Source organism: Bradyrhizobium sp. USDA 4503, from assembly GCF_054055815.1.
Map to the genome: position 1 here is coordinate 6,516,924 of NZ_JBSRXS010000001.1, position 24,075 is coordinate 6,540,998.

Here is a 24,075-nt window from a genome sequence, read left to right on the forward strand (position 1 = left end):
GATCGCGGGCGTAGTTCAATGGTAGAACGGCAGCTTCCCAAGCTGCATACGAGGGTTCGATTCCCTTCGCCCGCTCCAGCCTTCAGGCAAATGTCGCGGGACAGTTTGTCGGCACGGCAATGTATTTGGCGACAGCAGGAGACGTGACGTGAGGTTGCTTGGAGCGCTGCTGCTTGCGCTGGGCGCGCTTTGGATGACGAGGCCGGCATCCGCGCAAATGTATGATCCGCGCTATCCCGTCTGCATGCATGTTTACGGTGAGTTGGTCGGCGAGCGCATGGACTGCATCTTCACGTCGATAGATCAGTGCCAGGCCAGCGCTGTGGGCATGCCGGCGACCTGTCTGGTGAACCCTTATTATGCGCCAAGGTCGGCGCGTCCTCATCGGCCTGAACGATGACTTTTCCGGCGGTATCGCGAGCGTTCATTTGAGATCAGTGCATGGCATGGTGGTACTACGCGCTCTTCGCGATCGTTTTGCTCGGATGTTGTGCATTGGTGGTTCGCGCCCGTCGCGGCAGCAATACGCGAGAAGACGAGGAGCTGAACCGGCGGATCGATGAGCGCGGTCGATCGGCTCGACCTCACCCGGCGCAATCGCGACAGGGATTCCTGACCCAGTGGATCCGCAGACGGCCTTTCGTTATTATCCCGGGATATTACGGCGATCTGTTCACGCAACGTGCGCGCCTAACGCACCGTACTCGACCTGTTCTTCTCACAACGCGCAGTTATGTTTCCGTAGTTCTCCGCGTTTGAGAACGAAGTTCCGCCGGAACGATGTCGCGGGTTCCGGCATTGGTCGAATAGAGCCGACCGACCTCCGGCGAGAACGGTCGGTTCAAGCCCGCGCCTGGCCGTTCCCTCTCAACAGCCCCCTAGAAGACGGCCGGCGCGGGTCCTTATCCCGGTCCTGCTCGATGTGACGAGGCTGCGCGCCGGGCGAGTATCGCTGACGTTCGCGATGGATTCAGCGCCAGCCCAAAGCGGGCGCGATCTGGGTCAAGATCGTCTCGATCACATGCGCGTTGTAATCGACGCCGAGCTGATTGGGGACGGTCAGAAGCAAGGTATCGGCCTCTGCGATCGCCTCATCCGTCTTGAGCTGCTCGATCAGCCTGTCCGGCTCGGCGGCGTAGCCGCGGCCGAAGATTGCGCGCGTCCTCTCGTCGATGAAGCCGATCTGGTCTTCCTCCTGGCCGTTGCCGAAATAGGCGCGGTCGCGATCGTCGACCAGCGCGAAGATGCTGCGGCTCACCGAGACCCGCGGCTCGCGCGTGTGCCCGGCTTCCTTCCAGGCGGCACGATAGGCCCGGATCTGGGCGGCCTGCTGGACGTGGAAAGCCTCTCCGGTCTCGTCGTTCTTCAGCGTCGAGCTTTGCAGGTTCATCCCGAGCTTCGCCGCCCACACCGCGGTGGCGTTCGAGCCGGCGCCCCACCAGATGCGCTCGCGCAGGCCTTCCGAGAGTGGTTCGAGCCGCAGCAGGCCGGGAGGATTGGGAAACATCGGCCGTGGATTGGGCTGCGCAAATCCCTGGCCGCGCAGCATGTCGAGGAAGATCTCGGCATGACGCCGGCCCATGTCGGCATCGGTTTCGCCCTCGCCCGGCTGATAGCCGAAATAGCGCCAGCCATCGATCACCTGCTCGGGTGAGCCGCGGCTGATGCCGAGTTGCAGGCGTCCCCTCGCGATCAGGTCGGCCGCGCCGGCGTCCTCGATCATGTAGAGCGGATTTTCGTAGCGCATGTCGATCACGGCGGTGCCGATTTCGATCCGGCTGGTCCTGGCGCCAACGGCCGCCAGCAGCGGGAACGGCGAGGCCAGTTGGCGCGCGAAGTGATGGACGCGAAAATACGCGCCGTCCGCGCCGAGCTCTTCGGCCGCGACCGCAAGGTCGATGGATTGCAGCAGCACATCCGCGGCTGAGCGGGCCTGCGACTGCGGCGAGGGCGTCCAGTGCCCGAACGAAAGGAATCCGATTTTCTTCATGCCGGCAATGTAGGGATGTCCGCGACGAATTGCGATCCGTGACGTGACCCGGGGATGACCGAAAGTGTCTACCAGCCGGGAAATTTTCTGCGGCAGATGTTGCCGGTTTTGCAGATCGCGCCGCTCCGCAAGTGCTGCATGCGTGCAGGTCTTGCCGCCTGCGCCGCGGCATGACTTGCGATCCCGGGGCGCGCCGCCTAGCTTTCCGCCACGATTTCTCCCGCCAACACCGTCCCGCAGGTCCCGATGTCGCAGCCGCTTCTGTTTCAGCCGATCACGCTTCGCGGCGTGACCTCCCGAAACCGCATCCTGATCTCGCCGATGTGCCAGTATTCGGCAACCGACGGCTTGGCCAATGACTGGCACCTTGTCCATCTTGGTAAATTTGCCCAGGGCGGCGCCGGGCTCGTGATGGTCGAGGCTGCGGCGGTGACCGCGGAGGGCCGCATCACCCATGGCGACGTCGGCATCTGGAACGACGAGCAGATCGCGCCGCTCGAACGGATCGCCGCCTTCCTCAAGGACAATGGCGCAGTGCCCTCGATCCAGCTCGCGCATGCCGGCCGCAAGGCCAGCATGCAGCGTCCCTGGTACGGCAATGCCGCCCTCGATGAGGCCGACCGCGGCCGCGGCGATCTGCCGTGGCGGACGGTGGCGCCGAGCGCGATCCCGATGGAAGACGGCTGGCTGATGCCGCACGCGCTCGACGCGGCCGAACTCGCCGCGCTGCGTGAGCAATGGCGGCGCGCCACCTTGCGCGCGGTGGAGGCCGGCTTCGAATTCGTCGAGGTGCATTGCGCGCATGGCTATCTGCTGCATGAATTCCTCTCGCCATTGTCGAACCGCCGCACCGATGCCTATGGCGGCGATCGCGCCGGGCGGATGGGCTATCCGCTCGAGATCATCGAGACCGTGCGCGCGGCCTGGCCGGCGGAGCGGCCGCTGTCGGTGCGGATTTCCTCGGTCGACGGTATCGACGGCGGCCTGACGCTCGAGGACCAGGTCGCGTTCGCCCGCGAAGCCAGGGCGCGCGGTGTCGATTTGATCGATTGCTCGTCGGGCGGCCTGCTCGGCTCGGCGACCGCGGCGCGGATTCCGCGCGGCTACGGCTTTCAGGTGCCCTATGCCGATGAGATCCGCCGCGCCGCCGACATTGCGACCATCGCGGTCGGCCTCATCCTGCATCCGCAGCAGGCAGAAGATGTCCTGGCCAACGGCCAGGCCGACCTGGTCGCGATCGGCCGCGAGGCGCTGTTCGATCCGAACTGGCCGCTGCACGCCGAGCTCGCGCTCGGCGGTGCAGGCGGCGAGGTGTTTGCGTCCTGGCCGAAGCAGTATGGTTGGTGGCTGGAGCGCCGCGAGCCGGGCCTGCGCCGGCTCGATGGCCCGCCGCTGCCGTTCCGCCAGAGCTGACAAGAAAATCCGACAACAACCTGGGAGGTCGTTATCATGACATCAGTCGCAAAGCGCCCCTATCGCGGCGTCTTCCCCGTGGCGCCGACCATCTTCGACGCCAACGGCAATCTCGACCTCGATGGCCAGCGGCGCTGCGTCGACTTCATGATCGACGCCGGCTCCCACGGCATCTGCATCCTCGCCAATTTCTCCGAGCAGTTCGTGCTGACCGACGCCGAGCGCGAGACCGTGATGCATACGGTGCTCGAGCATGTCGCCGGCCGCATTCCCGTCATCGTCACCACCACGCATTTCTCCTCGGCGGTCTGCGCCGCGCGCAGCCGCGAGGCGGAAGCCGCCGGGGCTGCGATGGTGATGATCATGCCGCCCTATCACGGCGCGACCTTCCGCGTCGGCGAGCCGGGCATCTACGAGTTTTATCGGATCGTGTCGGATGCCATCAACATCCCGATCATGATCCAGGACGCGCCGGTGGCGGGCACGCCGCTCTCGGTCGATTTCCTGGCACGGATGGCAAAAGAGCTCGCCAATATCAGGTACTTCAAGATCGAGGTGCCGATGGCGGCGAACAAGCTGCGCGGCCTGATCGAGAAGGGCGGCGCCGAGATCGAGGGGCCGTGGGACGGCGAGGAGGCGATCACGCTGATGGCCGATCTCGATGCCGGCGCCACCGGCGCGATGACCGGCGGCGGCTATCCCGACGGCATCCGCCAGATCATGGATCCGTTCTTCGCCGGCCGGCGCGACGAGGCGGTCGGGGCCTATGCGCGCTGGCTGCCGCTGATCAATTACGAGAACCGGCAATGCGGGCTGCAGGCCTGCAAGGTGCTGATGCGCGAGGGCGGCGTCATCAAGTCCGATGCAGTGCGCCACCCGCTGCAACCGCTGCATCCGGCGACGCGCGCCGGGCTGATCGAGATCGCGCGGACACTCGATCCGGTCGTGCTGCGCTGGGGACGATAACGGGGGCTATGCGTCCCACGTCACCGGCAAATCCAGCAGGCCGCGGAACGCCCAGCCGCCGATCCGCGCCGGCTGGTGCTCGATCAGGCGCAGATTCTTCAGCCGCTTGAAGATCGCGGGCAGCGCGACGTCGGCGACCATGGCGCGCGAGGCCCAGGCGCCGGCGCAGAAATGTGGACCGGCACCGAACGCGATGCTCTTGCTGGCGTCGCGGCGCACATCGAACGCGTCGGGCTTGTCGAAGTGCTTCTCGTCGCGGTTCGCCGAGCCGAACATCAGGAACACGCGCTCATTGGTCTCGAATGCGACGTCCCTGATCGTCCAGGGCTTTGCGATCCGCCGCGGCGACATCCCGATCGGCGAGATCCAGCGCGCATATTCCTCGAACACCTGCAGCCACGGGATCGTGCCGCTCGTCGCCAGCGCAAGCTGGTCGGGATGAGTCAGCAGCGCCCATACCGTGCCGGCGATCGCATCGCGCGGCTCGTTCTGGCCGCCCGAGATCGCAAGCTTGATATTGGCGCGCACGCTCTCCATCGGCATGTCGGTCTGCAGCATCACGCCGAGCAGGCTGAGGTCGGGCGTCTTGCGCAGCCTGGGGACCATGTCGTCGATCGCGGCATCGATCCCGGAGGTCGCCGCATGGCAGCGCGCCTCGATCGCGGGATCGCCGACATAATTGGCGATGCCGTCGATCATACCCTGCGACCACGCGTTCATGTCCTGGAAGCGCATGTTGGTGAGGCCGGTGATCGACTTCAGGCATTCGGCCGAGAACGGCAGCGCGAACGCCTGCACGAAATCGACCACGCCGTCCGGCTTCAGTTCGTCGAGGATGCGCGTCGCGTGGGCTTCGAACTGCGCCGTCCAGTGCGATCTGACCGTTTTGGGCGAGATCGCCGGAAAGATCGCCTTGCGCTCGTTCATGTGCGCATCGCCGTCCTTGCGCATCATGTTGTGGCCCATCAGCTTGTTCATCAGCCCCTCGGGCTGGTGCGACGAGAACACGTCGATCTGCTTCTCGGAGATGAAGATATCGTCGCGGCTGCACAGCAGCGTGCTGCCGAGTTGCGGCACGAAGGCGATCGGCGCCTCCTTGCGCATGCGCGCCAGCGCCGGGTAGGGATCCTGCCAGAAGGCGGGGACGTCGATGTCGAAATGGGGCGCGGTGCTCACGACGTGATCTCGGTTTGGCCTCGGGTTTTCGAGCCGAGCATAGGCCGGGCGGCGCGGCCCGTCTGTCCCCACCGCTGGGGACAGCGGGAGACCATCGCCTGGAGCACGCTCAGTTCAACTGGCGCGCCGAGGCCATCAGGCGCAGCGCGATCGCGAACAGCTCGTTCTGCGAGGAGATGCCGAGCTTGTCATAGGCGCGCTTGCGATAGGTGAGGGCGGAGTGCAGCCCGATGCCGAGCTCGGCGGCGATCGCTTCCGAGCTGAGGCCGGAGAGGATGCGCAGGCAGACCTCCTGCTCACGCCCGGTCAGCCTGGCGAGCGGTTCGGCGGTCGCAAACAGGGTCTTCAACCGCTCGATCGGATCAACATCCGCTGCCGGGTCGCGCTGGAAATGCCGCGCCACGGCCGCCGTCAACGCCGGCGCGACCGCGGCCAGGCGCGCGATCTGCTCGCGGCTGAAGCGGCCTTGCGCGGTGATCTGGTAGAAGTTGACATAGAAGCAGGTGTCGCCGGTCCAGATCGCGGACGCGAACTTGTCGACGATGTCGGAGTCGTCGAAGAAGATCTTGCGGTAGCCGTCGCTGTACATGCGGCGGGCGAAGGTCGGCAGCACGATCGGTGCGGGCTGCGCCCGTCCCTCGAACACCGCATCGCGGTTCGGGTCGGCCTGATGGAAATGCTCGGAATAGGCGATCCCGAGGTCGCGCCCGGTCGGGATGTTGCCGACATCGAGCAGGCACGCGGCGGTCCGCGGACCGGTGAACGAGAACACCATGCAATGACCGACCCCGGCGACGCGGCGCAGCGCGCCGATCAGGGCCTGCGGAAAGATGTCGCGGCCGATCGCCAGCAGCGCCGGCGTGATGTCGCTGACGACAGAAGTCTCGAAGGCGTAATCTGCCTTCATGGCGTCCTCCCTGTGTTTCGGGAAGACTAGAGCCTTTTCCGTTCCGATGGAATCGGAACGGGGCTCTCTATTCTTTGTTTTGACGCGTTTTCCTGGCGCGAACCGGGATCCACTTCGCTCGAAAACGCTCTGGCAGCGACGTCGCCGGCGTGGAAGCCGTTGACGTAACGGCGTTGGCGTTCTGTCCCCTCGTCATTCCCCGGTGCGCAATTGCGCACTGAGGGCTCGCGAAGCGAGAACCCGAAAACCATCGGACAGCAAGCGCTGCGGTTGAATGGATTCCGGGTTCGACGCTGCGCGTCGCCCCGGAATGACGAGAGGATATAGGTCGCGGTTGCCCGAGGAAGGCCTCAGGCGCCCGGCACCTGGTCGAGGAAGCCGGTGATGCTCCTGATCCGGCCGTCCTTCAGCATGGCGAAGTCGGTGCCCTTGATCGGGCTGTCGACGCCGTCAGGGCCAAGGCCCCAGGAGAACCGGACATGGTCGCCGAAGCCGTTCGGCTCCCCGATCAGCTTGAAGCGGAAGTCCGGAAACTTCTGCTGCACGCCCGCGATCAGTGCGTCGACGCCCTCATGGCCGTCGCCGCTCATCAGCGGATCGATATAGCGCGCATCGGGCGGTCCAGTTCTCGCTCAGCATCTCGCGGCGCCGGCTCGGCGTCCGCTCGTTCCAGAGATCGATATAGCGGCGGGCGATGGTGGCATGGTCGGTCATGGTGCTCTCCTTCGATAGTGCCGGACTGTACGGCGGTCCGGACTATCGAAGGTTCGCGTGCGCCGATCGATTACCTCTGAGGTCATCGCGCGGGCTATGGTGCGATCGTCAGCACCGCCTTCATGTTGGGATGGTAGCGGCAGTAATAGTCGACCGTGCCGGCCTTGGTCAGGACCGACTTGACCGTCTTCTTCGGCGCGATCGTCACGTCGAAGTCGCCGTTCTTCGCGGTGGCGGTGTGCGCCAGCACGTCCTTGTTGACCCATTCGATGGTGTCGCCGACCTTGGCCGACACCTCGGCCGGGGAGATCACCAGATTCTCCATCACGATCTGGATGGTCGCCGCATGCGCCGGGACAGCCATCGCGCCGAGCGCGAGCAAAGCCAGCGTTGCGAGACAGCGTCCTGGCAACATCGCGCGCCTCCTTACTTCAGGCCGGCCGCGACGTGTTCGGCATGCTGCTGGTGGCCCTGGAAGATCTTCAGGCCGGTCTGCAGCAGGCCCTTCAGCTCGGGATTGCTGGCCGAGGGGATCAGCTGCGTCTCCAGCGCGGTGTTGACGGCCTTGTGGTAGGCGACCTCGTTGTCGATATAGGCCTTGTCATAGGCGGCGCCCTTCAGCTTGCCGAGTTCGGCGAGTTTGTCGGCCGCCTGCTTCGACAGCGCCTTGCTGGTGTCGTTGTCCTCCGGCGTCACCTTCAATTTCTTGACGAGGTCGAGCGCCTGCTTGTTCACCGCCTCGTGGTCGCGCGCCATGTCCTTGGCGAACGCCTTGACCTCCTTGTTGGAGGCCTTCTCTTCCGCCTGCTTGGCGGCATTGATGTCGATCACACCGGCCGTATAGGCGATGTGCGCGATCTGCGGATCGGTCGGCTTTGCGCCCTGCGCCAGCGCAGCGCAGTTGAGGAGGCTGAGCGCGGCGACCGCGATACCCAATCGAACGAACATGGTTTGAAACTCCTGTTGAGCCGGGCGTAGCGCGCGGCGCGTCGTTGCTTGCACAGGAGTTGGATGGTGCGGGCGAGCAGAGGTTCCCGAAAAATTCAGGCCGTGGCGCGCAGCCGTTTCAGAACCGCCTCGGTCAATCGCTCGCAGCGCTTGCCCGCGAAGGGAAAGGCCTCCATGACGACGGGGCCGATCTTCCGCTCGACATTGTCGCGCAGCATGGTGCGGGCGCGGTGCAGGCGGGTCTTCACGGTTTCCGGTTTGAGGCCGAGGATCTCAGCGGTCTCCTCGACATTCATGCCCTCGATCACGCGGGTGATGAAGACGAGGCGGAACGCCTCGGGCAGCTCGTCGATCGCGTGCTCGACGACGCGCTGGATCTCACGCTGGGCCATGGATTTTTCCGGATCGTCCGTTGACGACAGGGGGAACTGGATGATCTGGGCTTCAGGAGCACCTTTCGGCAGATCGGACCATTCGACGCTGCTGTGCCTGCGGCGCAGGCGGCCGAGCGCCTCGTTCATCGCGATCCGCGACAGCCAGGTCGAGAGGCTGGAGTCGCCACGGAACTGGTCGAGATGGGTAAAGGCGCGCACATAGGCGTCCTGAACCACGTCCTCGGCCTCGTTGTCATTGCGCAGGATGCCGCGCGCCAGCCGGAACAGCCGGCGATTATTCGCCTGCATGATGGCGCGGATCGCGGCCTCGTCGCGGGCAAGCGCGTGTTGCACCAACTCGGCATCGTCCGAGCGGTTCGGCGGCAGGGACGTTACATGGACCTGGCGCATGGCGGGTCGCCCTCACTGTTGGCGGAATAATACCATTGGATGCCGACCGGCCGTGCAGGTTCCCGGGAAAATGGTCATCGGCCAAAAAGACCGCTACGGCCTGATATAGGCCTCCGGATCGCCGCGTGCATGCGCCTCCATCGCGTCGAGGAAGCAGCGCACCTTGGCCGGGACAAATTGCCGCGCCGGCAACAGCGCGTGCACGTTGAGCGGCTCGCAGGCATGGTCGGGCAGCAGCCGCCGCAACTCGCCGGCCGCGACGGCGGCGCGGGTATAGCTGGCGGTGACCCGCAGCACGCCATGGCCGGCGAGCGCGGCCTGGAGCCGGACATGGGCATTCGAACTGGTCAGGCGTGCGCGATCGACCGCGAGATGCTCGACCGCGCCGCCGGGAGCGGTGATCGCCCATGGCGGATCGCTGGGGCCGGTCAGCAGCGGCAGCTTTCTCAGATCATCCAGCGTGCGCGGCTCGCCGAATTTCTCCAGCAGTGCCGGAGCCGCGAACAGGCCGCGCTCGAGCGTGAAGACGCGGCGGATCACGATCCCGGCCGACGGCAGCGGCGTCTCCAGCATCGCAAACACGATGTCGTAGTTCTCGGCGATCGGACTAACGATGTCGTGCTCGACGTCGATCCGGATCGAAAGCTCCGGATAGCGACCCATCACCGCGCAGGCAACCGGTCCCGCATGATGCGCGCCGAATTCATAAGGCGCCTTGATGCGCAGCGTGCCCGCAACCGCGCTGGACATCGCCAGCGCCTCGCTGTGGGTGTCGTGCAGCGCCGCGAACAGCGGGCGCACCTTGCGATAGATGGTCTCGCCGGAATCGGTCAGCCGCAGGTGCCGGGTGGTGCGCTCGATCAGCCGCAGCCCGAGATTGGCTTCGAGACGCTGCACCGCAGCACTGAGGCTCGATTTGGGATGGCCGAGCACGCGCGCAGCCGCGGTGAAGCCGCCATGCTCAACAACCTCGCAAAACAGCTCCCAGTCGCGCCACTCCATGGCCGATTGTCCATCCACCGGTACAGTGTGTCCAGCCAAATCGGATTATCCCGGTGACCGCAATCACCTAACCTCGTCGCAACCAAATCTTGCATCGGGAGGGAGAGATGGCTGACGACGGAATTTTCCTGCGCAACACCTGGTACGTGGCGGCGTGGAATCACGAACTGATCGACGGCAAGATGGTCGCGCGCACCATCCTGGAACGGCCGATCGTGATCTATCGCGGCGCCAGCGGAAAGGTCGTCGCGCTCGACGACCGCTGCTGCCATCGCGCCGCGCCGCTCTCGATGGGGCGCGTCGAGGGCGACGACATCAGGTGCATGTATCACGGCATGAAGTTCGCGGCCGACGGCAAGTGCATCCAGATCCCGGGCCAGGACGCGATCCCTGCCAAGCTCGGCGTGCGCAGCTATCCCGTGGTCGAGCGCTACAATTTGATCTTCATCTGGACCGGCGATCCCGAGAAGGCCGATCCGAAGCTGATCCTCGACTATCCGCCGCTCGAGGATCCCAAGTGGCGCGGCCTGCCGGGTTACATGCACTACAAGGCCAACTGGCTCCTGATCGTCGACAACCTCAGCGACTTCGCGCATCTCGCCTTCGTGCACACCAACACGCTCGGCGGCTCCGAGGAATACGCCTACAAGACCAAGCCGGTCGCGATCGAGAAGCTGGACGACGGTTTCCGTGTCGAGCGCTGGCACATGGGCGCCGAGCCGCCGCCCTACCACAAGAAGGTGATCTCGAACAAAACCGACAAGGTCGACCGCCGCAATATCGGCCGCATGATCGTGCCCGGCATCTTCACGCTCGACACCACGTTTGCGCCGGCGGGGCAGGGCGTCGAGAAGGGCGTCCAGGTTCCGGGCACGCGGTCGTATCGCAACGCGCAGTTCATGACGCCGGAGACGCGCTCGACCACACACTTCTTCTGGAATTATCTGCACGATTTCGACATCGACAATCCGAACATTGCGCTGTCGCTGCGGCACAGCCTCGAGGAAGGGTTCAACGAGGACAAGGATATCATCGAGGCGCAGCAGCGCGTGTTCGACGCCGATCCGGACTATCAGCTGCTCGCGATCGGCGCCGATGCCCCGCTGACCTATTTCCGCTGGCTGTTCGCGCGCAAGCTCGAGGCGGAGAAGGGCACGGCACGCGCCGCCTAGAGCATGATCCGGAAAAGTGTGGAGCGGTTTTCCGAAAAGATCATGCTCAAACAAGGAGCTAAAGCGCGATGATGATTCAACCCAATCTCGTCGCGCTTTGGTCCGCTGAAACGACGGACTTTTGCTGCTTGGCAGCAAGCGGCGCCGGGGTCGCGAGATCGTGACATCCCGGCGTGGCTGCCGCGCCAGCCGGTTTGGCGTAAACTGATCCGACCTGAATTTGTGGGCGTGAAGGTGACCCGCGTTGGCCAGACCATCCCGGTAGCGATCAATCGGTGAATGAGCTTGCCCGAAAAGACGGATCGATCGGATCGAAGTGCGAGCACCAGCTGGGCGCAGGACGCCTGGCTATGGCCGTTTGAAGCCGCGCGATTGGCGCTGGACATCTACTCGCAGTGGTACCCTAACCGTCCGCCCGAGCCCACGGATTCGCCGGGCGAAGCGGCGGCGCTGCCCTGGACGACAGCCCATTCGGTCGCGCTTCAGCTGCCGTCGATGTGCCTGCTGGATTTCTCGAGAGCGGCCGAAGGCCGGCCGCTGCTGGTCTGCGCGCCCTATGCGCTGCATCGCGCGCAGATTGCGGATCTTGCCCCCGGCCACAGCCTGATGGAGGCGTTGCAGAAGGCCGGCGTTGCGCGTCTCTATCTCACGGATTGGCGCTCGGCGGCACCGGAGATGCGATATTTCTCGATCGACACTTTTCTGTCCGATCTCAACGTGGCCGTCGACACGATCGGGCCGCCGGTCGACCTTGCAGGTCTCTGTCAGGGCGGCTGGCTGTCGTTGCTCTATGCGGCGCGCTTTCCCGGCAAGGTACGGCGGCTTGTGCTTGCCGGCAGCCCGGTCGACGTCTCGGTACCGTCGGAGCTTTCCCGGATGGTCGCCTCGCTTCCATCGCAAGGCTTCGAGGCGCTGGTCCGTCAGGGAGATGGGATCATCAGCGGCAAGCACATGCTGCAGGCCTGGAGCATCCCGTTCACCATGCGTGACGCGGAAGCGGCGCTGCAGAGGCGGCTCGACCGCAATTCGGAGGATGCGCGGGCGTTGCTCGATCGCTTCACGCGCTGGAATGACGAGACGCTCGATCTGCCGGGCACCTACTACCTCGAAGTGACCGACTGGATCTTTCGCCAGAACCGGATCGCGGCTGGAGACTTCGTTGCGCTTGGCTGCAAGGTCGATCTCGCTGCCGTGAAGCAGCCCGTCTTCCTGCTCGCCGCAGAGAACGACATCGTTGTTCCGCCCGACCAGGCATTTGCGACAGCGCGGCTCTTGGCCACGCCGCCCGCGTGGCTGCAATGCCATACCGAGCCGTGTGGTCACCTCGGACTGTTCATGGGCTGCAAGGCTCTCGCCGGTTCATGGCGCCGGATTGCCCGCTGGCTTCAGTCCGATCTCGGTGAGGCTGCGGGCGAGCGAGCGCGGATCAGCGCGTGAGTGCTAGATGAAAATGCCCCGAATTGCGCTTTGCAATCCGGGGCATCCGGTATCCTTTGGATGACGTGCGTCGCGTCTATTTCGCCGCGACAACCATGATCTCGACATTGTACTGCGGCGCCGCCAGCTTGGCCTCGACGGTGGCGCGGGCCGGGGTGTTGCCCTGCGAGACCCAGCCGTCCCACACCGCGTTCATTTCCGGGAACGTCTTCATGTCGGTGATGTAGATCGTCGCGCTGAGCAGCTTCGACTTGTCGGTGCCGGCCTTGGCGAGGTGGCCGTCGATGATCGCCAGGATGTCCTTGGTCTGGTCGGTGACGCTGCCGCCCGCGGCCTTGCCGGCGACGACGCCGGCGAGATAGACGGTGTTGCCGTGCACGACGGCCTGGCTCATGCGCGGGCCGGTTTCGAAACGCTGAATGCTCATTTGGGTCTCCACTGAATGGCGGGCACTGTCTAACCTGCCGGAGCGAGCGCCGCCACTGCACAATTTGCAGCGCCGTTCACAGAAATCGCTCGAAATTGCTCCGAGATCGGCTCGGCGCAATCATGTCGGCGGATTCTGCCCATTCGCCCAGCGCGCGAACAGTGCCACTCGCTCGGCCGGCCAGGCGCCATCGCAGGGCATGGTCCCGGCCTTGAGCCGTGCCAGGATTTGTTGGCAGTGCCTGGCGACATCCGCCTCGTTCCAGAGATCGAAGGCGAACAGCATCGAACTGCGGTCCATCGGCCGGAACAACGGCCGGATGTGCTGCTCGAACTGCACGGCCTCGTCGGGACCGGGGAGTGCCACGCTGATCTCGTTCGCGGCCTGCGCATCGCTCGCCGTTGCGGACGGCCGCGCAGCGGGCGTTGCGTTGCAGACCCACCACCATCGCGGCACCGGCATGTTCGGCGGCGGTGTCGCGCCGGCGCCGGAATTCTCCACCGCGATGCGCGAGCCCCATTCGATATAGGCGACGAAGGCGGCGCGGAATTCCGGATCGCTCGGCAAGCCGGCATCGTCGGCACTCTGCACCATGTAGGTCGCCCACAATGCGCGCTGCTCCGGCCGGATCTCCTTGCCGATGTGCTGCGACACCATCCGCCGATAGCCGCCATAGCGCTCGGTGTAGAAGCGCGGGCCGCCGAACACCTCGCTGAGCCACGCCGCCACCCGCTCCGGATGGTCCGGCGACATCTCGGCGAACAGCGGACCGAGCAGCGGATCTTCCGGCACGTAACGACTGTAGAAGATGCGCGTCATGTCGAGCAGCGCCGGATAGCCGCCGGCCCATTCGAACAGCGTCGGCTCGCGCATCGGATCGGGAACGGGATCGCGAAATGCGACGCTCCAGTGCATGCCGCTGCAAAACGGCTTGTTCAGCGACGCGCCGCAGCGGCACAGGCTGGCATGCTCTTGCGACGCGCCCGCGTTCTGTGTGATCGGCGCGCCATCCTCATCGACCAGTTCGACATCGCCGGTGATGCGATAAGGGCCGTCCTTCGACACTTCGATCTGCGGCGGCCGGCTGACGTCGGACAGGCTGGCGTCACGCTTGGGGCCGATACCGATGCCAAGCGCGCCCGACGGGCATCTGCGCACTGCGTTGAGGAGGTCGTCGAGGCGCGCCCCGCTGGCTGCGATGAAAGGCTCCTCGCCGAGACGAAACACCGAGTTAAGGCGGTCGGTGCAGAAGCCGGAATGTGCGCAGGTGCCGCGATTGTCGAACACGAACGCCTGCTGCCCGGCATAAACGTCGAGCCTGTCCGGTGCGCGCCGCGGATCCCTGGCGTCGGTGAAGCCGCGCGCGACGTGGCTGTCGTCGCAGAACGGCCTGGTCTGCGACTGTCCGCACCGGCAGAGCCGCACCGGGGCCTCTGTTGCGATCGGCACGCCGAGATGATCGACGATCGGAATGCCGGGCCCCGGTTCGTAGGGCCCGTTGCGTCTGACGACGATGCGCTTGCGCGGCTGTTGCTTGTCGCGTGGACCTTGGGCGGAATTGTCGTCTGTCATGTCTTGCAATGATCCCTGAACTCGCCCAACCCGTGCAATGCGTGCTTAGATGGATCGATGGCGGCTCTCAACGAACCAGATGGAAAGTGCCGCGGGAGAGTTGCGATGATCCGCAAGACCAAGCGCAAATATGGTTGCCCGGTCGAGTTCTCGATCGATCAGCTCAGCGGCAAATGGAAGACGGTGATCCTGAGCCGGCTCAAGGTCCGGCCGATGCGCTATGGCGAATTGCGCCACGATATCCCGCAGCTCAGCGACAAGGTGTTGACCGAGCGCCTGCGCGATCTCTGCAACTCAGGCTTCGTCAGGCAGGAGCGCGGCGGCGGCTCCTCGCGCTATTGCCTGACCAAGCGCGGCGAGATGCTGAAGCCGATGCTGCAGGCACTCTACGATTGGGGCGAGGCCAACGCAGACACGTTCGGCGTCCGTTTCCTCGGCGCAGAGGCGGACTAGAGCAGGAATGCGCAATTTCTGAATATTAGAATAATACCCCTGAGTTGCCCGACGTGTCAAGTTGTCTGGTCGAACGCCGGCCACCGCCGGCTACTTTGCATGGGGTTGTTTTCGATATTTTGGCAGCGCCCCTGCGACGAACGGATTTCCGGCCGGAACCTTAAGCGAGGAGAGCGCGTTCTCGCGGGATGTTGGGGGCAATCAACACAAGGAATGCTCATGCGCATCCGTATCTCTACGGCATCCGTCATCGTTGCGGCGCTCTCGCTTGGAACACCTGCCTGGGCGCAGGTGCAGGGAACGCAACCGAAGGCGATGCCGCAGGCTCAATCTGACCAGCCCAATGCCATCCGGAGCATACAGGTCGTGGACATCAAGGAACTCAAGCCCGACGCCCGGTCGAAGGTCGAGGCTGTCGTGGCAAAGGCAAGCGAAGACGACCTGCGGAACCTTCGCGGTTCCATCGACGCGTCTGAAGAAGCGGTATCCGCGCTGAAGGCGAAGGGCCTCAGCTCGGCACAAGTTGTCGCGGTCAATCTCACCAACGGCATCCTGACGCTTTTCACCAAGACCGCCTGATCGCAACACGGCTCGGGGAACTTCCGCTCGACAAGGAAGCCCGCCGGTTCACGCCGGCGGGCTTTTCGACTGCATCTCGGCGTAGCGCGGCCTAGTTCACCGCCTTCGCCGCCGCACGCCCTGCGTTGCGGCCCGAGAACAGGCAACCGCCGAGGAACGTGCCTTCCAGCGAGCGATAGCCGTGCACGCCGCCGCCGCCGAAGCCGGCGGCTTCGCCGGCCGCGTAGAGCCCGCGGATGATCTGGTGATCGTTGCCGAATACGCGCGAATCGAGATCGGTCTCGAACCCGCCGAGCGTCTTGCGGGTGAGGATGTTGAGCTTCACCGCGATCAACGGACCGTGCTCGGGATCGAGGATCCGGTGCGGCTTCGCGGTGCGGATCAATTTGTCGCCGATATAGCGCCGCGCATTGTGCAGGTTCATCACCTGCGCATCCTTGACGTAGGGGTTGGTGATCTCGCGATCGCGCGCCTCGATCTGGTTTTTGATGGCGTCGAGCTGCAACAGGTCGTTGCCGGCGAGCTTGTTCATGGCACCGACGAGGTCGGCGAGATTGTCGCGCACGATGAAGTCGGCGCCGTGCTGCTTGAACGCCTCCACCGGCGCCGGCGCGCCCTTGTTGGTGGCGCGCTTGATCGTCATGCGCCAGCTCTTGCCGGTGAGGTCGGGGTTCTGCTCGGAGCCGGACAGCGCGAACTCCTTCTTGATGATGCTCTGGGTCAGGATGAACCACGAATAATCGTAGCCGGTGCCCATGATGTAGTGCAGTTGCCCGAGCGTGTCGGAGCCCGGGAACAGCGGCGCTGGCAGCCGCTTGCCCGTCGCGTCGAACCACAGCGACGACGGTCCCGGTAGGATCCGGATGCCGTGACGCGGCCAGATCGGGTTCCAGTTCCGGATGCCCTCGACATAGTGCCACATGCGGTCGCGGTTGATCAGCCGGCCGCCCGCCGCCTCGGTGATGCCGATCATGCGGCCGTCGACATGTTCGGGCACGCCGGAGATCATGAATCTGGGCGGCTCGCCGAGCCGCTTCGGCCAGTTCTGCCGCACCAGGTCATGATTGCCGCCGATGCCGCCGGACGCGACGATCACCGCAGGTGCGCGGAAGGAAAAATCGCCGACGACGTTGCGCGAGGAACTCTTGCCGCGCTCGACCGAGCTCGGTTCCAGGATCGCGCCGCTGACGCCGTCGACCACACCGTTGTTGACGCTGAGCGCATCGACGCGGTGGCGGAACTTGAATATCAGCCGTCCGCTTTTCGCGGCCTCGCGCGCGCGGCGCTCGAACGGCTCGACGATGCCCGGGCCGGTGCCCCAGGTGACGTGGAAGCGCGGCACCGAATTGCCATGGCCCATCGCGTCGTAACCGCCGCGCTCGGCCCAGCCGACCACCGGGAAGATGCGATGGCCCATGGCACGCAGCCAGTCGCGCTTCTCGCCCGCAGCGAATGCGACATAGGCCTCGGCCCATTTGCGCGGCCAGTAATCCTCCTCGCGATCGAAACCCGCGGTGCCCATCCAGTCCTGTAATGCGAGCTCGACCGAATCCTTGATGCCGAGCCGGCGCTGCTCCGGCGAATCGACCAGGAACAGGCCGCCAAACGACCAGAAGGCCTGGCCGCCGATGCTCTGTTCCCCTTCCTGGTCGAGCACGATGACGCGCTTGCCTGCGTCGGCGATCTCGGTTGCGGCCACGAGGCCGGCAAGCCCCGCGCCAATCACGATCACATCTGCATCGTCAGCCATGTTCAGGTCCCCCGTCCCGCCGAGATTCAAGACCGCCTCATTGCGTGCGGTCAACGCCAAATGGACCTTGCCTGTGGCGGCGGAGCACCAAGCACGTGCGCCGCGCTGTTCCAGTTTGGGACCTTTCCCCACTTTCACTGCAGCGTGCGCGCAACACCCAATTTGAATTTGTTTTGACCGGCTTCACTCGTCTGGACAAAAATCCGCGCGCGCAACACGCTCACGATTGTCTTGCATCACAGACCAAACAGATTCGGTTTCGACTGGGGCTGGCCAAAATGAAGTTGATGACGGGGTTGCTCGCTGCGGTTCTCCTGCTGGCGGGAATGGGGGTGTCTCAAGCTGTAGTCAGGATCGCCGACGATCGCGGCGGCAAGATCGGCGTCTATGTCGACAGGTATCAGGACCTGCGGACTTCGGGCGAGACGGTCATCATCGACGGGCTGTGTGCCTCGGCCTGCACCATCGTGCTCGGCAAGGTTCCTCACGACCGGATCTGTGTGACCTCGCACGCCAGCCTCGGCTTCCACGCAGCCTGGGATTACGGCGATAACGGCCGTCCGGTCCCTAATCCCGAAGCCACCCATATGCTGTACCTGATGTATCCGCCGGCGGTACGCAGATGGATTTCGGGGCGTGGTGGCCTGACCCGGCGCATGATCTTCCTGCGCGGCAAGCAACTGCAGGCGCTGTACAAGCCGTGCTATCTCAACGCCCAGGCCTCGGCGCCGAAGCCCGCGCACTAAGCTCCGGCTGCTTCTCTGTTTGACCCTCGTCGGCCATTGGCCTCGGCAGACGCCGGGCATGAACGCGCCGGCACCGGATTAGCTCGCCATCATTTGACGGCCTGCGGGCGCCATTGCGCTTGCTGCCTGCCGGAACCCGGCTTATCTCAGCCTCATGGTTCAGCCGATCTCCACCCGATCCGAGCTCGTAACGGCTCCACAGACCCGGGTGGCGTCTGCGATCCTGTGGGGTGCGGCCGGTATCGGCGGATTGGCCCTGCTTGCCGCTGCCGCGCTCTGGTTCCACTACGGGACCGCGGTGTTTTTCGAAATGATAACGGCCGGCATCTCCGCCTGCTTCTGACAAGGACGCCCTCGCATCATGCCCCGGACCACGCGCCCATTGGTGATCTTCGCTGCTTTCGCGGGCAGTCTGGCGGTCGGCCTGTTCCTCATGCTGTGGGCGATCGGCGGCTTGCGCACCGTTGCCGCGCCGGCCGCGATCGGCGGATCGTTCCAGCTCACCGACCAGTCCGGCCAGACTGTTACCGACAAGAACCTCCAGGGCAAGCCGACCCTGATCTTCTTCGGATTCACCCATTGCCCGGATATCTGCCCGACCTCGTTGTTCGAGATCTCGGAGGTCCTGAAGGCGATGGGCAAGGACGCCGATCGCGTGAATGCCTATTTCGTCTCGGTCGATCCGGAACGCGACACCGCCACCGCGATGAAGGATTACCTGTCGAGCTTCGATCCGCACCTCAAGGGCCTGACCGGCGATCCCGCCGCGATCGCCAAGGTCCTGTCGAGCTATCGTGTCTACGCCAAGAAAGTGCCGCTGAAGGATGGCGACTACACGATGGACCACACCGCGCTGATCTATCTGATGGACCGCGACGGTCATTTCGTCGCGCCGTTCAATCTGAAACGGACGCCGGAAGAAGCGGCGGCCGATCTCAAACGGTACCTCTGATCGCCATTTCCGGTTCAGAATTAACCCAATCGGCGCTCGCTTCAGGCGCCTATTCGGCTATAAGCCGTTCAATTTCCTGAAATTGCCGGTTATGCCAAATCCGCCTGTCCAGCCCTTTGCCGTCCGTTCGCGCCAGCTTCGCCTGGCCGCGGGCATGATCGCGGCTGCCTTGCTGGCCTTGGCGTACCCTGCAATTGCACAGACACCCCCCGCACAGGCGCCGGCAGCCAAGACGGCTCCTGCTCCGGCTCCGCCCACCAAGGCGGCCCCCGCACAAGCGACACCTTCGGCGCCGGCTGCACCGCAGGCAGCGCCTGCGGCCCCCGCGGCAACCCAGGCGGCCCCGACCCTGCCGCCCAAGGCCGCCGCCGAGGCCGCGCCGCAGGCGGTGCCGGGTTTCTGGGACCCGCGGCGCCGGCCGGACCGCCCGGACCTGTCGCGCCTCACCGTGATCCGCTTTCTGACCGAGACCGACTATCCGCCGTTCAATTTCACCGGTCCCGACGGCAATCCGGCCGGTTTCAACGTCGACCTGGCGCGCGCGCTCTGCGACGAGATCAAGGTCACCTGCACCATCCAGATGCGCCGCTTCGAGACCCTGATCGATGCCCTGGCGACCAACCGGGGCGACGCCATCATCGCGTCGATGGCCGTGACGCCGCAGCTGCGCGCCAAGGTCGATTTCACCGATCCCTATTACCGCGCGCCGGCCCGCTTCGTGTCGCGCCGTGACAACGCGATGCCGGAAATCCGCCCGGAATATCTCGAGGGCAAGAAGGTCGGCGTCATCGCCGGGACCTCGCACGAGGCCTACCTCAAGGCGATGTTCACCGACGCCGAGATCCATTCCTATCCGGATAACGACGCGCTGCGCGCGGCGCTGCGCCGCGGCGAGGTCGACTTCATCTTCGGCGATGCGATCTCGCTCGCGTTCTGGATCAACGGCACCGATTCCGCCGAATGCTGCGCCTTTGCCGGCGGCCCCTTTGTCGAGAGCCGCTATTTCGGCGAGGGCGTCGGCATCGCCGTCCGCAAGGGCAACGACCTGCTCCGGCAGTCGCTGAACTGGGCACTGTTCCGGATCTGGGAAAAAGGCCGCTTCACCGATCTGTGGCTGCGCTATTTCTCGGTCAGCCCGTTCTGAGTTCGTCATTCCGGGATGGTCCGTAGGACCAGACCTCAGGGGTGCAATTGCACCCCGGGGAATCTCGAGATTCCGGGTCCGATGCTGCGCATCGCCCCGGAATGACGACAAACGTCCCGTCGTTTTGCATTTTGCCGCGAAAGCGTTAGTTTTCGCGGCCTTTTTGGAGAGAACCTGAGGAATGTCCGTGATTGATCCTTCTGCCAGCCCGAGCGACCTGCGGGCGCTCGCCGAACAATCCAACGCCTGGCCGTTCGAGCAGGCGAAAGCGATTGTGGCGCGGCTGAAGAAAAATCCCAAGGACGAGGTGCTGTTCGAGACCGGCTACGGCCCGTCGGGCCTGCCGCATATCGGCACGTTCGGCGAGGTCGCGCGCACCACGATGGTGCGCCACGCCTTCCGCGTGCTCACCGAGGACAAGATCAAGACGCGCCTGCTCGCCTTCTCCGACGACATGGACGGCCTGCGCAAGGTGCCGGACAACGTGCCGAACAAGGAGCTGCTGGAGCAGCATCTAGGCAAGCCGCTGACCAAGGTGCCCGATCCGTTCGGCACCCATCCGAGCTTTGGCCAGCACAACAATGCGCGGCTGCGCGCCTTTCTCGACCAGTTCGGCTTCGACTACGAGTTCGCGAGTTCGACCGAGTACTACACCTCCGGCCGCTTCGACGCCGCGCTGCTACGCATGCTGGAGCGGATCGAGAAGGTGATGGCGATCATGCTGCCGTCGCTGCGCGAGGAGCGCGCGGCGAGCTACTCGCCGTTCCTGCCGATCTGCCCGCGCACCGGCCTCGTGCTCTACGTGCCGGTGACGGCGCACGACGCCAAAGCCGGCACGATCTCCTACGAGGATCCCGATACCAAGGAGAGCGTCACGGTTCCTGTCACCGGCGGCCGCTGCAAGCTGCAATGGAAGCCGGACTGGGCGATGCGCTGGTACGCGCTCGGTGTCGACTATGAAATGGCCGGCAAGGACCTGATCGACTCGGTGAAGCTGTCGGGCAAGATCTGCTCGGCGCTCGGCGGCACGCCGCCGGAAGGTTTCAACTACGAACTGTTCCTCGACGAGAAGGGCCAGAAGATCTCGAAGTCGAAGGGCAACGGCCTGACGATCGACGAGTGGCTGCGCTATGCCTCGCCGGAATCGCTGTCGCTGTTCATGTATCGCGAGCCCAAGGCGGCGAAGCGGCTCTATTTCGACGTCATCCCGCGCAATGTCGACGATTACCAGCAATTCCTCGACGGCTTCACGCGGCAGGAAGCGCGGCAGCAGCTGCAGAATCCGGTCTGGCACATCCATTCCGGCAAGCCGCCGCAGGCCGACATGCCGGTCACCTTCCAGCTGCTGCTGACGCTGGTGTCGTCGTCGAACGCGGAGAATGCCGAGACGCTGTGGGGTTTCATCGGCCGTTATCGTCCGGGCGTGACGCCGCAGACCCATCCGAAGTTAGATGCGATGGTCGGCTACGCCATCAACTACTATCGCGACTTCGTGGCGCCGACCAAGCAGTTCCGCGAGCCGACCGACGGAGAGCGCGCCGCGCTGCAGGATCTGCGCGATGCGCTCGCCAACATGCCGGCGAACGCGAGCGCGGAAGACATCCAGAACGTGGTCTATGAGATCGGCCGCCGCGAGCCGTTCCTCGACATGGTCAAGAAGGGCAAGGACGGCCGTCCCGGCGTCTCGCTCGACTGGTTCAACATGCTCTACCAGGTGCTGCTCGGCCAGGAGAAGGGCCCGCGCTTCGGCTCCTTCGTCGCGGTCTACGGCGTGCAGAACGCGGTCAACATGATCGACGGCGCGCTGGCGCGGTCGTCGTAGGGATCGCGCCGCTCATCGCCGCTCGGCCTGCGCCGCGTCGCGCAGGCCGTCGCTGGTGGCGCGCAACAGCGTCAGCAGCAGGCCGTTGAGCGGCGTCGGCACGCCGTGCCGTTCGCCGGCCGCGACGATCGCGCCGGTGAGAGCGTCGGCTTCGAACGGGCGTCCCGCGACACGATCGAAATACATCGAGGTGCCGGCGTCCGGCGGATAGGTCAACAACGTCGCCAGCATCAGCTCGGCCTCGTCGGGCGCGAGCTGGGCGCCGTCGGCGCGGCCGACATTCGCGGCCTCCTCGAGGATGGCGCGGCACAGCGCCTTGACGTCCGCGCGGCGGAACACCGCCTGCCGCTGCAAGGTGAGCGCGGTGATCGGATTGGCGACCGCATTGAGCAGAAGCTTGCGCCACGCCAGCGTGGTGAAATCGGCGGAGCGCCGCACGCGCATCGCCGTGCCATCCAGCAGCGCTTCGAACGCGCGTCCGTCTGTGTCATCGGCAACCGCGAATTCATGCTCGCCGGCGCGGCGGAAACGGACGCGATCCGGCGCCAGCCGCTCGCCGTTGTAATAGACGATGGTCGGAACGACCGTGGCGGCGCCGACCAATGACGCCAGCCGCTCCGCGTGGCCGATGCCATTCTGCAGCACCGCGACGCGCGTCCGCGGCCCGCACAGCCTTTGCAGCCAGGGCGCGCTCGATTCCGTGTCCTGCGCCTTGGTCGACAACAACACCCAGTCGACCGGCGTAGCCGCTGCCGGATCGGTGAGGGCGCGCAGCGGCACTTCCACCGTGCCTTCCGCCCGCTCGACCGTGAGCCGATCGAGCGGCCGCCGGACACAGGCGATCACGTCATGCTTGTCGACCGCGCGCAGCAGGCCGGCGATGATGCCGCCGATGCTGCCGAGACCGACGATGGCGATGGTCTTGCGGTCGGATGGTCCTGTCATTGCGTAACTCCGGGCTTTGCGGAGTGGGTTGCGTTGGGTTGGAAAGTCAGGCCGCTCATGTGGCTTTCCGCCGCAGCCAACGAAGCCGCCGATCCGCCGTCTTCGCAGCGCATCATCACATAATGACGCCAAGCCCGCAAAATTCGGATAGCAGGCCATCGGCAATTTCACCGGAGCCTGGCGCCGGATTGCGCTACACTCGCATCCATAAAATCAGCACGGCCTCCGCCGAGAGGCCGGCACAGACGGGAGCATGCGCATGCAGTTCAGGGTTTCGCCGACATCGCTGCAGGACAGTTCGAGCGCCGAGGAATGGCAAGCGCGGGTCGATCTCGCGGCGGCGCATCGGCTCGCCTACATCCACGGCTTTTCGGAAGGTATTTTCAACCATCTCACCTTGGTGGTGCCCGGCCGCACCGACCGCTACTACCAGATCCCGTTCGGCATGCACTGGTCGGAAGTGACAGCATCCTCCTTCATGGAGGTCGGCATCGACGATGCCGAGGTGAAGCGCGGCGAGGGTGAGGTCGAGCGCTCCTGCTTTTGCATCCATGCGCCGATCCACAAGGCGCTGCCGCAGGCCAAGGCCGTGTTCCACACCCACATGCCCTATGCGAGCGCGCTGACGCGGCTCGAGGATCCGCGGATCAAGGAGATCGGCCAGACCGAGGTCGGGCTGTCGGAGGCGATTGCCTATGACGACCTCTACACCGGCCCCGCGCTCGATCCCGAGGAAGGCGCGCGGCTCGCCAAGGTGATCGGCAACAAGACCATCCTGTTCATGGCCAATCACGGCATCTCGACCGTCGGCGAGACGGTCGCCGATGCCTATGACCGGCTCTATTACATCGAGCGCGCCGCACAGGTGCAGATCTACGCGATGTGGACCCAGCAGCCGCTCAAGCAATTGCCGCAGCATGTGGTGGAGAAGACCAAACGCGATTTCCGCGACGACCATCTCTACAACGGCCCGTCCCCGGCGCAGCGGCATTTCGATGCGCTGAAGCGGATGCTGGATCGCAAGGAGCCGGACTACGCGGCGTAAGGCTGGCAGGGAGCGCGCCGCAACCTCCGCCGTCGTCCCGGCGAAAGCCGGGACCCATAACCACAGGGTCATGTTGTCGAAGCCAGCTGTGGCCCCAGATCGCTCAAGCACAATGAGTGGTGGTTATGGG

At 65.0% G+C, this 24,075-nt stretch carries 24 protein-coding genes, 1 tRNA gene and 1 pseudogene; 14 read left to right on the forward strand and 12 right to left on the reverse strand.

Annotated features, from left to right (window positions below):
• Positions 1-4: 4 nt before the first annotated feature.
• Positions 5-78, forward strand: a tRNA-Gly gene (locus ACVMIH_RS30955).
• A 70-nt stretch (positions 79-148) separates the two neighbouring features.
• Complete coding sequence (locus ACVMIH_RS30960; protein WP_076832446.1) at positions 149-400, forward strand: DUF3551 domain-containing protein; 252 nt, start codon at positions 149-151, stop codon at positions 398-400.
• Positions 401-970: 570 nt separating this feature from the next.
• On the opposite strand, the gene ACVMIH_RS30965 is transcribed toward ACVMIH_RS30960, so the two are convergent.
• The gene (locus ACVMIH_RS30965) at positions 971-1,990 is read right to left on the reverse strand and encodes an LLM class flavin-dependent oxidoreductase (RefSeq protein WP_057016030.1); all 1,020 of its coding nucleotides are present in this window, start codon (positions 1,988-1,990) and stop codon (positions 971-973) included.
• 246 nt (positions 1,991-2,236) lie between these two features.
• On the opposite strand from ACVMIH_RS30965, the gene ACVMIH_RS30970 reads away from it, so the two are divergent.
• Together ACVMIH_RS30970 and ACVMIH_RS30975 are read left to right on the forward strand one after the other, a co-directional pair.
• A complete protein-coding gene (locus tag ACVMIH_RS30970; RefSeq protein ID WP_456864494.1) occupies positions 2,237-3,403 on the forward strand; it encodes an NADH:flavin oxidoreductase/NADH oxidase in 1,167 nt (388 codons plus the stop codon).
• A 36-nt stretch (positions 3,404-3,439) separates the two neighbouring features.
• A complete protein-coding gene (locus ACVMIH_RS30975; protein ID WP_057016031.1) occupies positions 3,440-4,369 on the forward strand; it encodes a dihydrodipicolinate synthase family protein in 930 nt (309 codons plus the stop codon).
• A gap of 6 nt (positions 4,370-4,375) precedes the next feature.
• Here the strand turns inward: ACVMIH_RS30975 and ACVMIH_RS30980 are convergent, their stop codons facing one another.
• The 7 genes and pseudogenes from ACVMIH_RS30980 to ACVMIH_RS31010 all read right to left on the reverse strand — a co-directional run bounded on the left by ACVMIH_RS30980 (position 4,376) and on the right by ACVMIH_RS31010 (position 9,940).
• Positions 4,376-5,545 carry a cytochrome P450 gene (locus ACVMIH_RS30980; RefSeq protein ID WP_456864496.1) on the reverse strand — a complete coding sequence of 390 codons (1,170 nt, stop codon included), beginning with the start codon at positions 5,543-5,545 and terminating at the stop codon, positions 4,376-4,378.
• A gap of 109 nt (positions 5,546-5,654) precedes the next feature.
• The gene (locus tag ACVMIH_RS30985; protein ID WP_076832436.1) at positions 5,655-6,452 is read right to left on the reverse strand and encodes a helix-turn-helix transcriptional regulator; all 798 of its coding nucleotides are present in this window, start codon (positions 6,450-6,452) and stop codon (positions 5,655-5,657) included.
• Between the two features lie 350 nt (positions 6,453-6,802).
• Positions 6,803-7,166, reverse strand: a pseudogene (locus ACVMIH_RS30990) (nuclear transport factor 2 family protein).
• Between the two features lie 94 nt (positions 7,167-7,260).
• The gene (locus ACVMIH_RS30995; RefSeq protein WP_199805199.1) at positions 7,261-7,581 is read right to left on the reverse strand and encodes a cupredoxin domain-containing protein; all 321 of its coding nucleotides are present in this window, start codon (positions 7,579-7,581) and stop codon (positions 7,261-7,263) included.
• 11 nt (positions 7,582-7,592) lie between these two features.
• Positions 7,593-8,114, reverse strand: coding sequence for a DUF4142 domain-containing protein (locus ACVMIH_RS31000; RefSeq protein WP_057016034.1), 522 nt, complete (start codon positions 8,112-8,114; stop codon positions 7,593-7,595).
• 95 nt (positions 8,115-8,209) lie between these two features.
• Entirely contained in the window at positions 8,210-8,899 is a 690-nt protein-coding gene (locus tag ACVMIH_RS31005; protein ID WP_456864498.1) for an RNA polymerase sigma factor, read from the reverse strand.
• A gap of 93 nt (positions 8,900-8,992) precedes the next feature.
• Positions 8,993-9,940 (reverse strand): LysR family transcriptional regulator, encoded by a 948-nt coding sequence (locus ACVMIH_RS31010; protein WP_456864500.1) that lies wholly within the window; start codon positions 9,938-9,940, stop codon positions 8,993-8,995.
• Positions 9,941-10,008: 68 nt separating this feature from the next.
• On the opposite strand from ACVMIH_RS31010, the gene ACVMIH_RS31015 reads away from it, so the two are divergent.
• A complete protein-coding gene (locus ACVMIH_RS31015) occupies positions 10,009-11,073 on the forward strand; it encodes an aromatic ring-hydroxylating dioxygenase subunit alpha (protein WP_456864501.1) in 1,065 nt (354 codons plus the stop codon).
• 279 nt (positions 11,074-11,352) lie between these two features.
• Positions 11,353-12,510, forward strand: a complete 1,158-nt coding sequence (locus ACVMIH_RS31020) for an alpha/beta fold hydrolase (protein ID WP_083715161.1) — start codon at positions 11,353-11,355, stop codon at positions 12,508-12,510.
• A 76-nt stretch (positions 12,511-12,586) separates the two neighbouring features.
• Here ACVMIH_RS31020 and ACVMIH_RS31025 read toward each other — a convergent pair whose 3' ends face one another.
• Positions 12,587-12,937: a RidA family protein gene (locus tag ACVMIH_RS31025; protein WP_076832423.1), complete on the reverse strand. Its 351-nt coding sequence runs from the start codon at positions 12,935-12,937 to the stop codon at positions 12,587-12,589.
• A 120-nt stretch (positions 12,938-13,057) separates the two neighbouring features.
• Positions 13,058-14,509, reverse strand: a complete 1,452-nt coding sequence (locus ACVMIH_RS31030) for a CDGSH iron-sulfur domain-containing protein (RefSeq protein WP_456864503.1) — start codon at positions 14,507-14,509, stop codon at positions 13,058-13,060.
• Positions 14,510-14,614: 105 nt separating this feature from the next.
• Here ACVMIH_RS31030 and ACVMIH_RS31035 point away from each other — a divergent pair, with 105 nt between their 5' ends.
• Both ACVMIH_RS31035 and ACVMIH_RS31040 read left to right on the forward strand, forming a co-directional pair.
• A complete protein-coding gene (locus ACVMIH_RS31035; RefSeq protein ID WP_194458128.1) occupies positions 14,615-14,962 on the forward strand; it encodes a winged helix-turn-helix transcriptional regulator in 348 nt (115 codons plus the stop codon).
• A 219-nt stretch (positions 14,963-15,181) separates the two neighbouring features.
• Entirely contained in the window at positions 15,182-15,541 is a 360-nt protein-coding gene (locus ACVMIH_RS31040) for a hypothetical protein (RefSeq protein WP_057016166.1), read from the forward strand.
• Positions 15,542-15,632: 91 nt separating this feature from the next.
• Here the strand turns inward: ACVMIH_RS31040 and ACVMIH_RS31045 are convergent, their stop codons facing one another.
• Positions 15,633-17,291 (reverse strand): FAD-binding dehydrogenase, encoded by a 1,659-nt coding sequence (locus ACVMIH_RS31045; RefSeq protein WP_456864505.1) that lies wholly within the window; start codon positions 17,289-17,291, stop codon positions 15,633-15,635.
• A 278-nt stretch (positions 17,292-17,569) separates the two neighbouring features.
• Here ACVMIH_RS31045 and ACVMIH_RS31050 point away from each other — a divergent pair, with 278 nt between their 5' ends.
• The 5 genes from ACVMIH_RS31050 to ACVMIH_RS31070 all read left to right on the forward strand — a co-directional run bounded on the left by ACVMIH_RS31050 (position 17,570) and on the right by ACVMIH_RS31070 (position 21,955).
• Entirely contained in the window at positions 17,570-18,037 is a 468-nt protein-coding gene (locus ACVMIH_RS31050) for a hypothetical protein (protein ID WP_057016040.1), read from the forward strand.
• A 208-nt stretch (positions 18,038-18,245) separates the two neighbouring features.
• Complete coding sequence (locus tag ACVMIH_RS31055) at positions 18,246-18,380, forward strand: hypothetical protein (RefSeq protein ID WP_276486903.1); 135 nt, start codon at positions 18,246-18,248, stop codon at positions 18,378-18,380.
• Between the two features lie 18 nt (positions 18,381-18,398).
• A complete protein-coding gene (locus tag ACVMIH_RS31060; RefSeq protein WP_028339030.1) occupies positions 18,399-18,989 on the forward strand; it encodes an SCO family protein in 591 nt (196 codons plus the stop codon).
• A gap of 154 nt (positions 18,990-19,143) precedes the next feature.
• The gene (locus ACVMIH_RS31065; protein ID WP_456783338.1) at positions 19,144-20,133 is read left to right on the forward strand and encodes a transporter substrate-binding domain-containing protein; all 990 of its coding nucleotides are present in this window, start codon (positions 19,144-19,146) and stop codon (positions 20,131-20,133) included.
• 181 nt (positions 20,134-20,314) lie between these two features.
• Positions 20,315-21,955, forward strand: coding sequence for a lysine--tRNA ligase (locus ACVMIH_RS31070; RefSeq protein WP_076832417.1), 1,641 nt, complete (start codon positions 20,315-20,317; stop codon positions 21,953-21,955).
• A 12-nt stretch (positions 21,956-21,967) separates the two neighbouring features.
• On the opposite strand, the gene ACVMIH_RS31075 is transcribed toward ACVMIH_RS31070, so the two are convergent.
• Entirely contained in the window at positions 21,968-22,900 is a 933-nt protein-coding gene (locus tag ACVMIH_RS31075; RefSeq protein WP_076832414.1) for a 2-dehydropantoate 2-reductase, read from the reverse strand.
• Between the two features lie 259 nt (positions 22,901-23,159).
• Here ACVMIH_RS31075 and ACVMIH_RS31080 point away from each other — a divergent pair, with 259 nt between their 5' ends.
• The gene (locus tag ACVMIH_RS31080) at positions 23,160-23,945 is read left to right on the forward strand and encodes a class II aldolase/adducin family protein (protein WP_244558948.1); all 786 of its coding nucleotides are present in this window, start codon (positions 23,160-23,162) and stop codon (positions 23,943-23,945) included.
• Positions 23,946-24,075: the final 130 nt, after the last annotated feature.

Bases quoted from the DNA above. Each gene is read 5' to 3' on its own strand.
- ACVMIH_RS30965 (WP_057016030.1), bottom strand. From the start codon at position 1,990: ATGAAGAAAATCGGATTCCTTTCGTTCGGGCACTGGACGCCCTCGCCG.
- ACVMIH_RS30970 (WP_456864494.1), top strand. From the start codon at position 2,237: ATGTCGCAGCCGCTTCTGTTTCAGCCGATCACGCTTCGCGGCGTGACC.
- ACVMIH_RS30975 (WP_057016031.1), top strand. From the start codon at position 3,440: ATGACATCAGTCGCAAAGCGCCCCTATCGCGGCGTCTTCCCCGTGGCG.
- ACVMIH_RS30985 (WP_076832436.1), bottom strand. From the start codon at position 6,452: ATGAAGGCAGATTACGCCTTCGAGACTTCTGTCGTCAGCGACATCACG.
- ACVMIH_RS30995 (WP_199805199.1), bottom strand. From the start codon at position 7,581: ATGTTGCCAGGACGCTGTCTCGCAACGCTGGCTTTGCTCGCGCTCGGC.
- ACVMIH_RS31000 (WP_057016034.1), bottom strand. From the start codon at position 8,114: ATGTTCGTTCGATTGGGTATCGCGGTCGCCGCGCTCAGCCTCCTCAAC.
- ACVMIH_RS31005 (WP_456864498.1), bottom strand. From the start codon at position 8,899: ATGCGCCAGGTCCATGTAACGTCCCTGCCGCCGAACCGCTCGGACGAT.
- ACVMIH_RS31015 (WP_456864501.1), top strand. From the start codon at position 10,009: ATGGCTGACGACGGAATTTTCCTGCGCAACACCTGGTACGTGGCGGCG.
- ACVMIH_RS31020 (WP_083715161.1), top strand. From the start codon at position 11,353: ATGAGCTTGCCCGAAAAGACGGATCGATCGGATCGAAGTGCGAGCACC.
- ACVMIH_RS31025 (WP_076832423.1), bottom strand. From the start codon at position 12,937: ATGAGCATTCAGCGTTTCGAAACCGGCCCGCGCATGAGCCAGGCCGTC.
- ACVMIH_RS31030 (WP_456864503.1), bottom strand. From the start codon at position 14,509: ATGACAGACGACAATTCCGCCCAAGGTCCACGCGACAAGCAACAGCCG.
- ACVMIH_RS31035 (WP_194458128.1), top strand. From the start codon at position 14,615: ATGATCCGCAAGACCAAGCGCAAATATGGTTGCCCGGTCGAGTTCTCG.
- ACVMIH_RS31040 (WP_057016166.1), top strand. From the start codon at position 15,182: ATGCGCATCCGTATCTCTACGGCATCCGTCATCGTTGCGGCGCTCTCG.
- ACVMIH_RS31045 (WP_456864505.1), bottom strand. From the start codon at position 17,291: ATGGCTGACGATGCAGATGTGATCGTGATTGGCGCGGGGCTTGCCGGC.
- ACVMIH_RS31050 (WP_057016040.1), top strand. From the start codon at position 17,570: ATGAAGTTGATGACGGGGTTGCTCGCTGCGGTTCTCCTGCTGGCGGGA.
- ACVMIH_RS31060 (WP_028339030.1), top strand. From the start codon at position 18,399: ATGCCCCGGACCACGCGCCCATTGGTGATCTTCGCTGCTTTCGCGGGC.
- ACVMIH_RS31065 (WP_456783338.1), top strand. From the start codon at position 19,144: ATGATCGCGGCTGCCTTGCTGGCCTTGGCGTACCCTGCAATTGCACAG.
- ACVMIH_RS31070 (WP_076832417.1), top strand. From the start codon at position 20,315: ATGTCCGTGATTGATCCTTCTGCCAGCCCGAGCGACCTGCGGGCGCTC.
- ACVMIH_RS31075 (WP_076832414.1), bottom strand. From the start codon at position 22,900: ATGACAGGACCATCCGACCGCAAGACCATCGCCATCGTCGGTCTCGGC.
- ACVMIH_RS31080 (WP_244558948.1), top strand. From the start codon at position 23,160: ATGCAGTTCAGGGTTTCGCCGACATCGCTGCAGGACAGTTCGAGCGCC.